The organism is Pseudonocardia sp. (genome assembly GCF_050250275.1).
In the GTDB taxonomy this organism is placed as follows: domain Bacteria; phylum Actinomycetota; class Actinomycetes; order Mycobacteriales; family Pseudonocardiaceae; genus Pseudonocardia.
In genome coordinates this window covers 97,735-111,239 of the sequence record NZ_JBFWOY010000014.1, presented here as the reverse complement: position 1 = coordinate 111,239, position 13,505 = coordinate 97,735, and the positions used below count along the sequence as shown (strand labels likewise).

Annotated in this window: 12 protein-coding genes; 3 read left to right on the top strand and 9 right to left on the bottom strand. The window is 74.4% G+C overall.

Features of this window, described 5'->3' with window-relative positions:
• Nucleotides 1-17: 17 nt before the first annotated feature.
• The 4 genes from AB7F12_RS14710 to AB7F12_RS14695 form a co-directional block, all read right to left on the bottom strand.
• Nucleotides 18-812, bottom strand: a complete 795-nt coding sequence (locus tag AB7F12_RS14710) for a DUF1684 domain-containing protein (protein ID WP_428500982.1) — start codon at nucleotides 810-812, stop codon at nucleotides 18-20.
• Nucleotides 813-1,068: 256 nt separating this feature from the next.
• The gene (locus AB7F12_RS14705) at nucleotides 1,069-2,346 is read right to left on the bottom strand and encodes a TMEM165/GDT1 family protein (RefSeq protein ID WP_428517947.1); all 1,278 of its coding nucleotides are present in this window, start codon (nucleotides 2,344-2,346) and stop codon (nucleotides 1,069-1,071) included.
• A 182-nt stretch (nucleotides 2,347-2,528) separates the two neighbouring features.
• Nucleotides 2,529-2,969: a pyridoxamine 5'-phosphate oxidase family protein gene (locus AB7F12_RS14700; RefSeq protein ID WP_428500980.1), complete on the bottom strand. Its 441-nt coding sequence runs from the start codon at nucleotides 2,967-2,969 to the stop codon at nucleotides 2,529-2,531.
• Nucleotides 2,966-3,100 carry a hypothetical protein gene (locus AB7F12_RS14695; protein WP_428500979.1) on the bottom strand — a complete coding sequence of 45 codons (135 nt, stop codon included), beginning with the start codon at nucleotides 3,098-3,100 and terminating at the stop codon, nucleotides 2,966-2,968. Before AB7F12_RS14695 ends, AB7F12_RS14700 begins: the two co-directional genes overlap by 4 nt.
• A gap of 169 nt (nucleotides 3,101-3,269) precedes the next feature.
• Between AB7F12_RS14695 and AB7F12_RS14690 the strand changes: the two genes are divergently transcribed.
• Nucleotides 3,270-4,850: a trypsin-like peptidase domain-containing protein gene (locus AB7F12_RS14690; protein ID WP_428500978.1), complete on the top strand. Its 1,581-nt coding sequence runs from the start codon at nucleotides 3,270-3,272 to the stop codon at nucleotides 4,848-4,850.
• A gap of 165 nt (nucleotides 4,851-5,015) precedes the next feature.
• Here the strand turns inward: AB7F12_RS14690 and AB7F12_RS14685 are convergent, their stop codons facing one another.
• Nucleotides 5,016-5,795, bottom strand: coding sequence for a GIDE domain-containing protein (locus tag AB7F12_RS14685; RefSeq protein WP_428500977.1), 780 nt, complete (start codon nucleotides 5,793-5,795; stop codon nucleotides 5,016-5,018).
• A 417-nt stretch (nucleotides 5,796-6,212) separates the two neighbouring features.
• Entirely contained in the window at nucleotides 6,213-7,112 is a 900-nt protein-coding gene (locus AB7F12_RS14680) for an alpha/beta hydrolase (RefSeq protein ID WP_428500976.1), read from the bottom strand.
• Nucleotides 7,113-7,261: 149 nt separating this feature from the next.
• Between AB7F12_RS14680 and AB7F12_RS14675 the strand changes: the two genes are divergently transcribed.
• Nucleotides 7,262-8,752, top strand: a complete 1,491-nt coding sequence (locus AB7F12_RS14675; RefSeq protein ID WP_428500975.1) for a long-chain-fatty-acid--CoA ligase — start codon at nucleotides 7,262-7,264, stop codon at nucleotides 8,750-8,752.
• Nucleotides 8,753-8,770: 18 nt separating this feature from the next.
• On the opposite strand, the gene AB7F12_RS14670 is transcribed toward AB7F12_RS14675, so the two are convergent.
• From AB7F12_RS14670 to AB7F12_RS14660, 3 genes are read right to left on the bottom strand one after another with little or no spacing between them, the layout of a single operon-like run.
• A complete protein-coding gene (locus tag AB7F12_RS14670; RefSeq protein ID WP_428516585.1) occupies nucleotides 8,771-11,623 on the bottom strand; it encodes a phage holin family protein in 2,853 nt (950 codons plus the stop codon).
• Nucleotides 11,620-12,405, bottom strand: a complete 786-nt coding sequence (locus AB7F12_RS14665; protein ID WP_428500058.1) for an MBL fold metallo-hydrolase — start codon at nucleotides 12,403-12,405, stop codon at nucleotides 11,620-11,622. Before AB7F12_RS14665 ends, AB7F12_RS14670 begins: the two co-directional genes overlap by 4 nt.
• A gap of 37 nt (nucleotides 12,406-12,442) precedes the next feature.
• Nucleotides 12,443-12,835 carry a pyridoxamine 5'-phosphate oxidase family protein gene (locus AB7F12_RS14660; RefSeq protein WP_428500057.1) on the bottom strand — a complete coding sequence of 131 codons (393 nt, stop codon included), beginning with the start codon at nucleotides 12,833-12,835 and terminating at the stop codon, nucleotides 12,443-12,445.
• A 189-nt stretch (nucleotides 12,836-13,024) separates the two neighbouring features.
• Between AB7F12_RS14660 and AB7F12_RS14655 the strand changes: the two genes are divergently transcribed.
• Nucleotides 13,025-13,450, top strand: a complete 426-nt coding sequence (locus tag AB7F12_RS14655) for a hypothetical protein (protein WP_428500056.1) — start codon at nucleotides 13,025-13,027, stop codon at nucleotides 13,448-13,450.
• Nucleotides 13,451-13,505 lie beyond the last annotated feature (55 nt).

Sequence of the window (13,505 nt, the reverse complement as noted above, 5' to 3'; positions counted from 1 at the left end):
CCCCGCCACTCACGACCTCACGCGGCGGCCGGGGTCTTCTCGCCCGCCTCGACCGGCACCGTCACGACGTTGCCCTCCGGCGGGAGCGGGCACGTCGCGTAGGCGGTGAACGCGCACGGCAGGTTCGACGCCCGGTTCAGGTCGACGGTCACCGAGCCGTCGGCCGCCGGGTCGGCGATCTGCAGGTTCCGCCCGCCGCCGTAGGTGCTCGTCCCCGACGAGCCGTCGCGGAAGTGCACCGCCAGCCCGCCGGTGTGCCCGGGCATCGCGACGAGCCGCTGCTGCACGCCGTCGACGTCGAAGACGACCTCGCCGAGGGCCTCGAAGCGGTGCGTCAGCCCCTCGACGACCGCGCCCACGACCAGCGGCCGCGGCTCGGGGTAGGCCTCGAACCGGCCCGGACGCACCCAGCGCTGCCCGACCGGGAAGTGCGGGACCCCGCGGAAAGCCGTGCGCGTCGGCGCCTGCGGGTCGCGCACCCGCAGACCGTAGGAGTCGGTGCGGCGGATGACCTCGACGCGCCGCTCCCCCGTCCCGACCAGGATGCCGGGCAGGCCGTCGACCGGTTCGAGCCGGACCTTGCCGGTGACGGGCGCGCCGTCGACGGTCATCGCCTCGCCCTCGGGGACGACGAGCTCGACGCCGCCGTCGCCGGTGGTCCGCCACGTGCCCGGCAGGTCCTGGTAGGACGCCGCGTCGTCGTCGAGCCAGTGCAGGCCGGTCAGCGAGAGCCAGCCGTGCGGGGTCGCGAGCCAGCGCTCGCGGACGGCGTGCCAGCCGTCCCACTCGGCGACGAGGGTCGTCTCGGTCATGGTCAACCTCCGGCTCGTTGCGGCACCGTGCGCCGCCCGTGGGTGACAACGCCGCCGCGGGGCGCGTCCCTTCCCCCGCCGGGGTCGTGAGTGGCGACGGTCGCCCGCGACCACCGCCACTCACGGGTCAGCTCACCGACCAGAGGGTCCAGGGCGCAGGACCACGTGCCGGCGCCCGGGTACTCGGCCCTCGGGACCGGACCGCCCGGACCGGCCGCCTGCCGGATCAGCCGACCCCGGCCCGACCGGCGCCGGGTCAGCCGACGCGCACGCGGTCGCGCAGGCCCGGGGTCTCCGCGGGCCGCAGCCGGGGCAGGAACCGCCCGGACCGCAGCACGTACCCCGCGTAGGCCGCGCCGTAGGCCGCCGCCAGCCTCGGCTCCCGCACCGCCCGCGTCTGCACCTGCACGGCCACCACGATCAGCAGCATCGCCAGGACACCCATCACGGTGGGCACCATCAGCAGCAACCCCGCCGTCGCGAGGACCACGCCCGTCAGGCCGGGGTTGCGCGTGCGCGCGTGCAGGCCCACCTGCGCGAACCCCGAACACCGCCCGCCCGCCCGGCCCGACGCCACATAGGACGCCATCGCGGCCCGCCACAGCGCGAACCCACCGAGGAACACACCGGCACCCGCGGCCGCGACACCCGGGTCACTGAACAACGCGAGCGGCTGGATGACGTCGACGGCGACGAGCAGCGGCGCGGCGAGGCCCAGGACCGCGGCGACCACGGACAGCGCCCGCACCCACCGCGACGCCGACCCGACGCGCCACGGCCCGGCCGGCACCGGACGGGTCGACACCGCGTGCCGCCGGTACCGGACACCCAGCACGATCCCGGCCACGGCCAGCACCAGCGCGACCCAGCCGACCGCATGGTGGTCGAAGAACGCACCGACCCGCTCGCCGGTGAGCTGCTCGACCGCATCGGCGGCGAGCCACACGCCGAACACGGCGAACAGGCCCGCCGCGCCGAAGCGGATCGTGCGCTCCGGCAGCCGCTTGCCCAGCTGGCGGCCGACGACGATGGCGAGGGCATCCGCGACGACCATGCCCAGCGTCGACCCCAGCCACACCCCCACCCAGCCGTGCTGCGTGGCGAGCGTGATCGTCGCCAGCATCGTCTTGTCGCCCAGCTCGGCGAGGAAGAACGCGACGGTCACCGCCATGACGGCCGACCGCGCGACGCGGGAGACCTTGCTGCGTTCCTCGTCGCTGAGCGAGTCGCCGCGCAGGGTCCACGCGCCGAACCCCAGGAACGCGACGGCGGCGACCAGCGCGATCCACCCGGTGGGCAGCGCCGCGCCCAGGCCGTGGCCGACGGCCACCGACACCAGGTGCACGACCGACGTGGCGATCGTGATGCCGACGAGGACCGGCACCATCCTGAAACGGGTGGCGAACGTGAGGGCCATGAGCTGGGACTTGTCACCGAGCTCGGCGACGAAGATCACGCCGGAACTGACCGCGGCCGCGGTCAGGACGTCGGGCATCGAGCGCTCCTCGATCTCGTGCCGGACCGAGAGGACCACCTCTTCGACCCGACAGCTCTACCGGATCGAAGGTCTCGCTCGCCTGGTGGTGCAGGCCGTGCGGCCGGATCACTGCTACGTGATCAGTATGTCGACCGCGACGTTGGGAGCTACTCCCCTTCGCTGCAGGAACCGTACAGGCCGACGGCGCCGCGGATCTCGCTCCGTGGCGCCGGACACGCTCACGCGTTGCCGTAGACCCTCGTCGGAGCGAGGAGGACGGCGGCGCGACGCTCGGCGCGCATCGTCGCGTCGTAGGCGTCCCAGTCGTCGTGGGACCCACCCGCGCCCGTGAAGACCTCGCGCAGCAGCACCCGCAGCCGCTCGGCGTCGACCCCGTCGGCGGGATCGTCCGGACCGATGATCCGGCAGGTGCCCTCGATCGTCGCGTAGCGCCAGCCGGAGCGGAACGTCAGCGCCGACGCGGGCCGGGCACGCAGGTTCGCGAGCTTCACCGGCCCGTAGGTCACGTACCCGACGACGGCCTCCCCCGTCGTCGGGTCGGTGACCGGACCGGCGTTGACCAGTGAGGACGCGACCGTCCCGTCGGCGCGCGTGACCGACACGACGGCCAGGTACGACTCGGCGGCGGCCAGGGCCCACACAGCGTCCAGCGACGTCATGGCGTCGAAAGTAGTCCGCCGGGAAGCTCGCCGGTGCCGTAGCCGTCGAGGACGTCGGCGCCCGGTCGGGCCCAGCGCTCGTGAGCCGACTGCCGGGTGACGCCGGCGGCGCGGGCGATGACCTCCCACATGATCCCGATGCGGCGCAGCCCGATCAGGTCGGGCAGCGGGTCGAGGCCGGCGGCGAGGTGGACATGTCGAGTGCGCCCTGACAGCCCTCAGCGACTGCAGGCCGATTCACCCGCCATTTCCCAGGGACAGCACAGCGACGTCTCAGCTTGGACGGCCACAGTCGTCACCATGACCGACGAGCAGCGGGGGTACGGCCGTCCCGACGGAGACGCCGATCCGGCCGGTCGACCCCCGACCGAGCAGACCTCCGTGCCGCCCACGGGCGAGCCGTCCACCCACGGACCCCAGGCAGGGACCCCGGCAGCGGCCGGCCCGCCCACCGACACGTCCGCATCCACCACCGACCACCCCACCGCCGGCCCGCCGACGACCCGGTTCCCCGCGGCCGGCTGGGGCGCCGCCGCACCGGGCGGGCACGCCGGCCAGTGGAACAGCCACGGCTGGCCCCCACCGTCCGGCCAGCACCACGGCCAGCAACAGCCCTACGGGGCGCACGCCCAGCACGGTGCCGGCCCCGGCACGACGACCCTCACATCCCCCGCCCCGCAACGCGACGAGCGCAAGAAGGCCCGGCCCATGGTCGGGATCGTGGCCGCCGCGCTGATCGCGGGCCTCGTCGGCGGAGGCGCCGGGTTCGGCGCCGCCTACGCCGTCCTCGACAACAACGGCGGCACCGTCACCCTGAGCTCCAGCCCCGCCAGCGCCTCCAACGCCGCCACCACCAACGGCACCGTCGCAGCCGCAGCCGCCAAGGCCACGCCGTCGACCGTCGACATCCGGGTGACCCTCGCGCAGGGCACCGCCGAGGGCAGCGGGGTCGTCCTCACCGCCGACGGCAACGTCCTGACCAACAACCACGTCGTCGCCGGGTCGACCGGCAAGATCACCGTGACACTCTCCGACGGCTCCCAGCACTCCGCGACCGTCGTCGGCACCGCACCGAGCTACGACCTCGCCGTCATCAAGCTCGACGGCGTCTCCGGGCTCACCCCCGCGACACTCGGCCAGACCAAGGACGTCCAGGTCGGCCAGCAGGTCGTCGCCATCGGATCGCCGCAGGGCCTCACCGGCACCGTCACCACCGGCATCGTCAGCGCCCTCAACCGGACCGTCGCCGTCCAGGGCGAGGACGGCAACGGCGTCGTCTACAACGGACTGCAGACCGACGCGCCGATCAACCAGGGCAACTCCGGTGGCCCGCTGGTCAACCTCGACGGCCAGGTCGTCGGCATCAACTCCGCCATCGCCACGGCACAAGGCTCGACGGGCAGCGTCGGCCTCGGCTTCGCGATCCCCGTCGACCAGGCCAAGCGCGTCGCCCAGGAGATCATCAACACCGGCCACGCGACGAAGCCCGTGCTCGGCGTGCAGGGCTCCACCGGCGGCAACAGCGACTCCGCCGGCGCACAGATCGCCGCCGTGCAGGACGGCTCGCCCGCCGCAGCGGCCGGACTGAAGGCAGGCGACGTCGTCACCAAGGTGGGCGATGCGACGGTCGGCGACTTCTCCGACCTCGTCGCCCGCATCGGCTCCTACGCCCCCGGCGACAAGGTCACCCTGACGATCGGCACCGGCAGCTCGTCGCGCACCGTCGACGTGACGCTGGGCAGCCAGCAGGACCAGGCCGCGACCACCAGCACCGGCGGTTCGGAACCGGGCGGATCCGGGGGCGGCTCCGGCGAGGGCGGCAGCCCGTTCGGCGGCCAGAACCCGTTCGGCGGCAACCCCTTCGGCCGCGGAGGCAACTGAGCCCGACGGCGGCGGTCGCGGGGACGACCGCCGCCGTCCTCACCCGGTCACCCACCCGCCGGCCACGCCCGCACCTCCGCCGAGTCGGCGCCAAGGGCGGGCGGGCTGCGTGGGTCGGTGCGCTGCGCCGGTCGGTGGGCACCCGACAGGGCCGCCCACGGTTCGTCACAGGACGAGCGCGAGGACCACCACGACGATCCCGGCGACGACCAGCGCCGCACCCAGCCGCGACCGGAACCGCTGCCTCCCGCGGGCGGCGTCGGTGAGCTGCGCCTCCGTGCTCGTCGACATCACGAACGGCCGCGCGGCGTCAGCGGGCGGCGCGATGACCAGCGGGCCGACCGCGTCGTGCACCTCACCCAGGACGTACATCGGCGTCCCCGGACGCAGCACCCATTCCGTGTACCGGAAGCCGATCGTCTCGTCACGGTCCCCGCCGACGAGCGCGCCCACCACGTCCGCCCAGCCGTTCGACGGCTCCCGCGACTCCTCGAACCGGTCGGTCACCTGCTCGACGCCGTCCGGACGGCGGCCCGCATGATCGACCCCGATCGTGAGACCGTCGCGGATCAGCGCGAACCCGTGCCCCGACGACTGCTCCGCGACGGTCTCGGTGCGCGTCGAGACACGGGTGTTGCCGTCACGATCCCGGTCGTAGTGCTTGTAGCGGCGCTGCACCCGGTGGCTGTGCCACACGCACTCGGTCCCCGACAGCTCCGAGTGCAGCACGCCCTCGGGGCTCGGGTGCGCGGCACCGACCACCTCGCACACCTTGCGGAAGCCTCCGCGGCCCCCCAGCTCGTCGGAGGTCCGGCGCAGATCCTCCAGCTCCGGGACCGACAGCGTGTCCGCGGCCAGCATCGCGTGCACCGACCGCTGCGCCTTCACCGCCGACCACAGGAACCCGGCGCCGACCAGCACCACCACGACCCCGATGAGCCACATGTCCCGTTCCTCCGCATCCGTCCGGCCTGCGGGGAAACGCTACGGACGAGGGCTCGACACGTCGGGTCGGCCAGCACCCCGGTCGGCAGGGGGTACTGGCACCACGGCCCGCCACCCGCCACCGGACGTGTCGTCAGCGCGAACGGAGCGCACCCACCACACGCCCGGCACCCGGCCTCGAACCCCCGCCCCACCCGACGTGTCATCAGCGCGGACAGGGCGCGCTCACGACACGCTCGGCGATCGGCCTCGAACCCCCGCCCCGCCCCACGTGTCGTCAGGCGCCAACGCGGAGCCCTCACCACACGCTCGGCAGCCGACGTCGAGCCCCCGCCCCACCCGACGTGTCATCAGCGCGGGCAGGGCGCGCTCACAACACGCTCGGCGTCGGGAGACGGGCGGCGGGCGGCGGGCGCGTCAGAGGAGGCCGTGGCGGCGCAGGAATGCGGCCGCGACGTCGAAACCCTCGTCGTGGGCCGGGAGCGACGGCAGCTGCAGGAACGCGTGCGGCACACCCGCGGCGACGTGCAGCTCGTGCGGTACGCCCGCCACCGCGAGGCGCGCCGCCATCGACTCCGACTCCGGGCGCAGCGGGTCGAGCTCCCCGACAGAGAGCAGCGTCGGCGGGAAGCCCTGCACCTGCCGCTCCGGGGCGCAGCGCGGGTCACCACGCAGCAGCTCGAACTCCTCGGGCGGCAGATACAGCTGCGACGCCGCATCCTCCCCGCCGAGCAGCCCCGACAGCGTCGGGAGGGCCCGGTGGTAGTCGTAGATGCCGTAGAACAGCAGGGCCGCGCGGACGTCGGCACCCGCGCCGGTGGCCAGCGCCGCCGCGGCCAGGTTCGCCCCCGCCGAGTCGCCCGACACGATCAGCCGGTCCGGGTCCCCGCCCAGCTCGGCGGCGTGCGTGCGGGCCCAGTCGAGCGCGGCGGCGACGTCGTCGACCGCCCCGGGGAAGCGGTGCTTGGGGGCGCGCCGGTAGTCGACCGACACCACGAGCAGCCCCCGCGACGCCAGCTCCGCCGACAGCCGTCGATGCGTCGACGGCGCGCCCATCACCCACGCCCCGCCGTGCAGGTGCACCACGGTCGGGAACGGCGGCTCGCCGAAGGGGACGTGCACGTCGGCGCCCAGCCGCCAGCCGCCGGACTCGCGGATCGGCATCCCCTCGACCACCCGCGCCACCTCCGGGGCGCCGCCGTTGATGTAGTCGTCGAACGAGCGGAACAGCACCACCGGTGACTCGTCGCCCTCGGGGACGCGCAAGGTCGTCTGGAACTCGAGGAGGGCGGGCGGCACCGACGGGGGCGCGGTCATGGGTGGGCTCCTGTGTCGCACGGGGGGGCGTGTTGCTGATCACGACGCTAGGTCGGTGTCGTCCGGCCCGTCAACGCGTGCCGCGACAGGGCTACCGGCAGTAGGTTCTTGCGGCGACACGCTTTCGCGCCGACCTCGGGGAGCCGACGATGACGAACCTGGCCGAGAACCTGGTGGCCACCGCCACCGCCCACCCGGATCGCGTCGCGATCCGGCTCGACGACGTCGAGCTGAGCTACGCCCACCTGCACGCGGCGGCCGCCCGGGTCGCCGGGATGCTTGCGGCACAAGGCATCTCCCCCGGCGACCGGGTCGGGATCGTGCTGCCCAACCTGCCCGCGTTCCCCATCCTGTTCCACGGTGCCCTGCTCGCGGGCGCGACCGTCGTCCCCATGAACCCGCTGCTCAAGGAGCGCGAGGTGGAGTACTACCTGCGCGACTCCGGCATGTCGCTCGTGTTCGGCTGGGACTCCGGCGGCGACGCCGTGGCGTCCGCGGCCGGGACCGTCGGCATCCCCGCGGTGCTCGTCGGTCCGATGGGTCCCGACGCCGCGCAGCTCGGCGACGCCGCGCCGGCGCCCGACGCCGTCGGTCGCGACGACTCCGACACCGCCGTCATCCTCTACACCTCCGGCACCACCGGGCAGCCCAAGGGCGCCGAGCTCACCCACGCCAACCTGCGCAGCAACACGGCGACGACGGCGTCGTCGGTGCTGTCGCTGGGCACCGACGACGTGATCATGGGCTGCCTGCCGCTGTTCCACGTGTTCGGCCTGACCTGTGGGCTCAACGCCGCCGTCAGCGTCGGGGCCACGCTGACGCTGATCCCGCGGTTCGACCCGGCCAAGGCGCTCGCGGTCGTCGCCCGCGACAAGGTCACGGTGTTCGAGGGCGTCCCCACCATGTACGCGGCGATGCTGCACCATCCCGACGCCGACGGCGCCGACATGTCGACGCTGCGCACCTGCGCGTCCGGCGGTTCGGCCATGCCCGTGGAGATCATGCGCGCCTTCGAGGAGAAGTTCGGCTGCATGGTGCTGGAGGGTTACGGGCTGTCCGAGACCTCGCCCGTCGCCTCGTTCAACCAGCCGCACCGCGACCGCAAGCCCGGCTCCATCGGCTTCGAGATCCCCGGCTGCGAGATGCGCGTCGTCGACGACAACGGCGCCGACGTCGGCGTCGACACCCCCGGCGAGATCGTCATCCGCGGCGAGAACGTCATGAAGGGTTACTGGGGCCGCCCCGACGCCACCGCCGAGGCCATCCCCGACGGCTGGTTCCGCAGCGGCGACATCGCCACCAAGGACGCCGACGGCTACTACTTCATCGTCGACCGCAAGAAGGACCTGATCATCCGCGGCGGCTACAACGTCTACCCCCGGGAGGTCGAGGAGGCCCTCTACGAGCACCCGGCCGTTGCCGAGGCTGCTGTCGTCGGCATCCCGCACCCGGAGTGGGGTGAGGAGGTCGGCGCCGCGGTCGCGCTCAAGGCCGGCGAGAAGGCCGACCCCGACGAGCTGCGCGACTTCGTCAAGGACCGGCTCGCCGCGTACAAGTACCCGCGCCGGATCTGGCTCGTCGAGGAGCTCCCGAAAGGCCCGACGGGCAAGATCCTGCGGCGCGAGGTGAAGGCCCCCTGAGCCTGTGACCGTCGTCCCTCACGAGGGGTTCGGGCCTTCTGCAGGAACGGCACTTTCCCGCAACCGGGTTGCGGGAAAGTGCCGTTCCTGCAGTTCGGGAGCGGGGTCGGGGGCGGGGCGGGCCGGGGCAGCAGGCGGCGGCGGCTCGGGGTGGCCCAGGTCGGTGAGCCAGCCGCGCAGGACACGGTGCAGGGCCTCGGCACCGACGATCTCGCCGGGGGCGGGCAGGGCGGCGGGGTGCAGCAGGAACCCCCGCGACTGCGGGCCACCCATCCCACCGTGCGACCCGACGTGCGGTTCGAAGGGTGGGGCGTCGTCGGTCCTCGGGTCGTAACGGCTGTTGATCATGATGTCGGCGCAGTGCTCGAAGCCGTCGACGCGCCGGATCAGGTCGGCGGCGTGGGGGCTGTAGCCGGCGAGCGGGTCGGTCCCCTCGACGCTGTCCGAGGCCGGGTCGGTGGCGAGCCGCCGGACTCCGTCGCGGCCGAGGACGACCGGGCCGTACTCGTTGCTGCGCACCAGCACGAACCCGATCCCCGGATGGTCGACGAGCGCGGGCAGCAGTGCGGGGAACTCCTGCTCGATCGTCTCGAGCGGCACCCGCCCGGGGTGCTCGGTGAGCGACACCATCGCGACGTGCCCCGACGCCACCGCCACCACCCCGGGCGCGACGCGGGCGACGGCGCCGGGCCTGCCGCTCTCGGTGCGCGTCCGGCGCTCGGTGGCGCCCGCCTTCTCGACGCGGGCCCGCAGCCGCCGCGCGATCGGCCCGGTGCCCGACGCCGCCTCCGCGAGCACGGCCCCGGCCTGCCAGCCCTCGGCGGGACGGCACGGGTCGTGCGCCGCGGGCACGTCGGTCTGCGGGGCGCCGCACTGCCTGCCCACGAACTGCTCGATCGACTCGCCGAACCGGTCGGCGAAGGCCCAGCCCTGGGTCTGGCCGTGGTCGGAGAGCACGACGATCTCGTAGGGCCGCGGCGCGAGGTCGGTGGCGCGACGCAGCCTGCCGATCTGGCGGTCGATGCCGCGCAGCACCTCCAGGGTGTCGAAGCGCTCGATCCCGGAGTGGTGGGCGACCTCGTCGTAGCCGAGGAAGTCGGCGTAGACGACCGAGCGGCCGGCCATCATGTCCTCGATGATCGCGGAGACGACGATGTCGCGGGCGATGACGGTCGTGCCGGGGCGGGCCAGCGGGTACCAGCCGCCTCGACGGGTGCGGGGCCGCACGTCGGCGCGGCGCTGCCGGGCGGAGGCGAGCAGTTCCCGGAAGACGTCGACGAGCGAGGCGACGAACGTGCGCAGCGCGTTGACCGGGTTGGCGAAGTAGGCGTAGTAGCCGGCCCACAGTTTCTCCTGGCCCCGGCCGCGGCGGCGCCGCTTCTCGACGAGCGGGATCGCGCTCATCGTCAGCGACACGTGTTCGGCGTCGCCGGTGAACAGGTTGCCGCGCCCGGCGCCGTCGACGGCGAGCAGGCCGCGGCCGTCGGAGTGGCGGCGTTCGATCTCGGCCGCGTCGCCGGGGTGCGCGCACGCCATGACGTGGTCGCGGTCCTTCTCGTACCAGCGGAAACCGAGGATGTCGGTGTTGTCGCCGTGCAGGATGCCGCAGACGCTGGCGCCGGTCTGCGAGCTCCAGTCGCAGTGCCAGTCGGTGAGCCGGTGCCCGCCGTCGGTGAGCCAGCGGGCCAGCGTCGGCATGTCGCCGTCGCGGACCGCGCGGCGCACCACGTCGTAGCCCAGCCCGTCGACCTGGAGGAACAGCACGCCCGGCACCTGGTGGGGCTCGGTGGCCGCTCGCCGGGCGCGCCGGGCGGCGCGGCGGAAGAAGATCTCGTCCTCGTCGAGCGCGAGCGCCGAGGAGATGATCGCCCCGACCGCGGCCAGCCCGACGGCGACGAGGACGGCGCTGCGGAAGTCGTGAATGTGTACGCCGGGGACGGCGAGGAACACCGCGGCGACGCCGGCGCCCATCAGCAGGAACCCGCCGATGCCGAGGGTGAACAGCGCGATCGGCAGCACCAGGCGCATCACCAGCGGCCAGCCGATCGCGGTGAGCAGCCCGAGCAGTAGCGCACAGACGACGGGCTGCCACCACGAGTCCATCGCGAAGCCGGGCAGCAGCCGGTCGAGCAGGAGCAGGGCCCCGGCGGTCGCGGCCCACACGCACAGCGCGCGGACGACGACGCGCCCGCCACGCAGCATCCGGCCCCGCTCGGGTCCGGGTTCGGTCGCGCCCACGAGCGCGCTCCTTTCCTGGGTCGGCGCCGGCTCCGCGCGGCGGCGTTTCCTGCGCCGGCTCGAGACCAGCCCGGTGACCGCCCCGACCAGCAGCACGAGGACGGTGGCGACGAGGGTCGCGACCAGGGGGTTGTCGAACAGGCCGCCGCTGACGACGCCCAGCACCGAGTAGGCCAGCGCCCACAGCAGTGCGGCGAGGGCGGCCGCCGGGACGAGGCGCCGCCATGGATAGGCGAGTGCCGACGCCGCGACGAGGACGGGGATGCGGCCGGCGGGCAGGAGCCTGCCGACGACGACCACCTGCCAGCCGCGGCGCGCGAACGCCGCGCGGGCGGCGTCGAGCCGTTCGGTCGACTGCCGCCGCGTCACCCAGCGGACGGCGGCGTCGCTGCCGAGGCGGGCGACGGCGTAGGTGATGAGGTCGCCGGCGAGGGCGGCGGCCGTCGCGACCAGGACGACCAGCGGCAGCGACAGGTGCGCCGTCGTCATCGCGACGGCGGCGGCGGCGCCGACGACCGCGCCGGTCGGCACGATCGGGATCACCGAGCCGATGAACACGCCCAGCGCGAGCAGCGGATAGCCGATCGTCGCGGGATCGGTGAGGTCGTCGAGCGACAGTGCGAGCGTGCTCATACGCGGCGGCCCGGCTCGGTCACGACGACCTGTGTCGTCGTCGGTCCGGCGGCGACCTGCGAGGCGAACCGGCGCGGGGGGTCGACGAGCAGGCGCCGCATCCGCGCCCCGGCCTTCCCGGGCGCCCGGACCAGGCCGGGCAGCGCCAGCGTCCCCCAGTGCACCGGCACCGCGAGCCGGGGCCGCAGCCGCTCGACGGCCTGCGCGGCGCGGTCGGGGTCGAGGTGGCCGGGGCCCAGGTTCGGCCCCCACCCCCAGACCGGCAGCAGCGCGACGTCGAGGTCGCCGAGGGTGTCCATGACGGGGTGCAGGTCGGTGTCGCCGGAGACGTAGACGCGCCCGTCGGCCGCTTCGAGCAGGTGCCCGACGGCCGGTGCCTGCGGGCCGTGGGTGAACCGCGGCCCCCACCGGTGCCCGCTGTGCGCGGCGGGGAGGGCGGTGATGCGCAGGTCGCCGTCGCGGAGTTCCTCCCCGATCCCCAGCTCCACGACGTTGTCGATCCCCTTGTCGCGCACCCATTCCCCGGCACCGCGGGGCACGACGATCCGGGGCCGGTTCCCCAGCAGGCGCAGGGACGGCACGTGCAGGTGGTCGCCGTGCAGGTGGGAGAGGAGGACGACGTCGACGTCGGCGTGGTGGGCCGGATCGGGCAGGTCGACGACGCGGGTGAGGCCGCCGACGCGCCGGGTGAGCACCGGGTCGGTGAGCACGACCCGCCCGCCCAGCTCGACACGCACCGTCGAGTGGCCGAGGAAGCTGAGGCCGGGGAGTGCGTCGGGCACGTCGGGAGACTATGCCCGGCCGGGCACCACGATCGGCTCACTGCATCCCGAGCAGCCGGTCGATGGTGATCTCGACGACCACGCGCCGCGGGTTCTCCCGCGGCACCCGGTAGCGCGCCGCGTAGCGGGTCTCGGCGTCGGCGACCGACGCGGCGTCGGTGCGCAGCACGGCCACCCCCTCCACGCTCGACCAGCGGCGCCCGTCGACCTGCGACACCACCGCCCGCACCCCCGCCGGCCCGCCGGCCTCGACGTTGCGCGCCTTCTGCGACGTCCCCGAGCAGATCACGCGGGCGATTCCCTGTTCGACGTCGATCGTCACGCCCACCGGGACGACGTGGGGCGACCCGTCGCGGCGCGGCGTGACCAGGACACACAGGTGGCGCTCGGTCCAGAACTGCCGGAACTCCGGCGACGGGTCGACGATCACCCGACCAGGGTCGCCCACCCCTCGCCGGCGCCCGCAGCCGGGGCCGGTTTGCTCGCGCTTCGTGGCCACCGCATCGAGGGATTCCCCATCGAGTGACGTCTGCGCAGGTCACGGGCCTGCCGGGCTAACGTTCCGCCACCACACCGGCCCACCGTTCACCCCGACCGACCGTCGAGAAGGGGTCACCTCGTGCTGCCCAGGAACCGCCTCCGCCAGGTCACCACCACCGCCGTGCTGGTCGTCGCGGCCCTCTCCCTGACCGCGGCCGCCGCCCCCGGGGCCGCTCCCCTGCCGCTGCCGCCCGCCGGGCCGATCGGCACCTCGGCCGGCGCGACCTTCGACCGCGCCGGCGGGGCGGCCCTGGTGGGCGGCCTCGCGATGGTCGCGTTCCTGCTCGTCGCCGGGGTGGCGGCGCTCGTCGTCTCGGTCCGGATGCTGCTGGCCACGATCCCGCCGGGCTCGACCTCCCGCGGGCACGATCGTGGCCGGGAGCAGTCCGCCGTCGAGCTCGGCGAGTCCGGCGGCGGGCCCCGGCGCAGGGCCGCCGGGTCGCCGACGATCCCCGCTCCGCGCCGGCCCCTGTCGTCCGGGACGTGGTCGACCCCCACCCGCTGATCACTCCCCTCGATCACCACCTCCGGGCACCGCGCGGGTTCGTCGTGCCTCGCGC

Bases quoted from the DNA above. Each gene is read 5' to 3' on its own strand.
- AB7F12_RS14710 (WP_428500982.1), bottom strand. From the start codon at position 812: ATGACCGAGACGACCCTCGTCGCCGAGTGGGACGGCTGGCACGCCGTC.
- AB7F12_RS14700 (WP_428500980.1), bottom strand. From the start codon at position 2,969: ATGACGTCGCTGGACGCTGTGTGGGCCCTGGCCGCCGCCGAGTCGTAC.
- AB7F12_RS14695 (WP_428500979.1), bottom strand. From the start codon at position 3,100: ATGTGGGAGGTCATCGCCCGCGCCGCCGGCGTCACCCGGCAGTCGGCT.
- AB7F12_RS14690 (WP_428500978.1), top strand. From the start codon at position 3,270: ATGACCGACGAGCAGCGGGGGTACGGCCGTCCCGACGGAGACGCCGAT.
- AB7F12_RS14685 (WP_428500977.1), bottom strand. From the start codon at position 5,795: ATGTGGCTCATCGGGGTCGTGGTGGTGCTGGTCGGCGCCGGGTTCCTG.
- AB7F12_RS14680 (WP_428500976.1), bottom strand. From the start codon at position 7,112: ATGACCGCGCCCCCGTCGGTGCCGCCCGCCCTCCTCGAGTTCCAGACG.
- AB7F12_RS14675 (WP_428500975.1), top strand. From the start codon at position 7,262: ATGACGAACCTGGCCGAGAACCTGGTGGCCACCGCCACCGCCCACCCG.
- AB7F12_RS14670 (WP_428516585.1), bottom strand. From the start codon at position 11,623: ATGAGCACGCTCGCACTGTCGCTCGACGACCTCACCGATCCCGCGACG.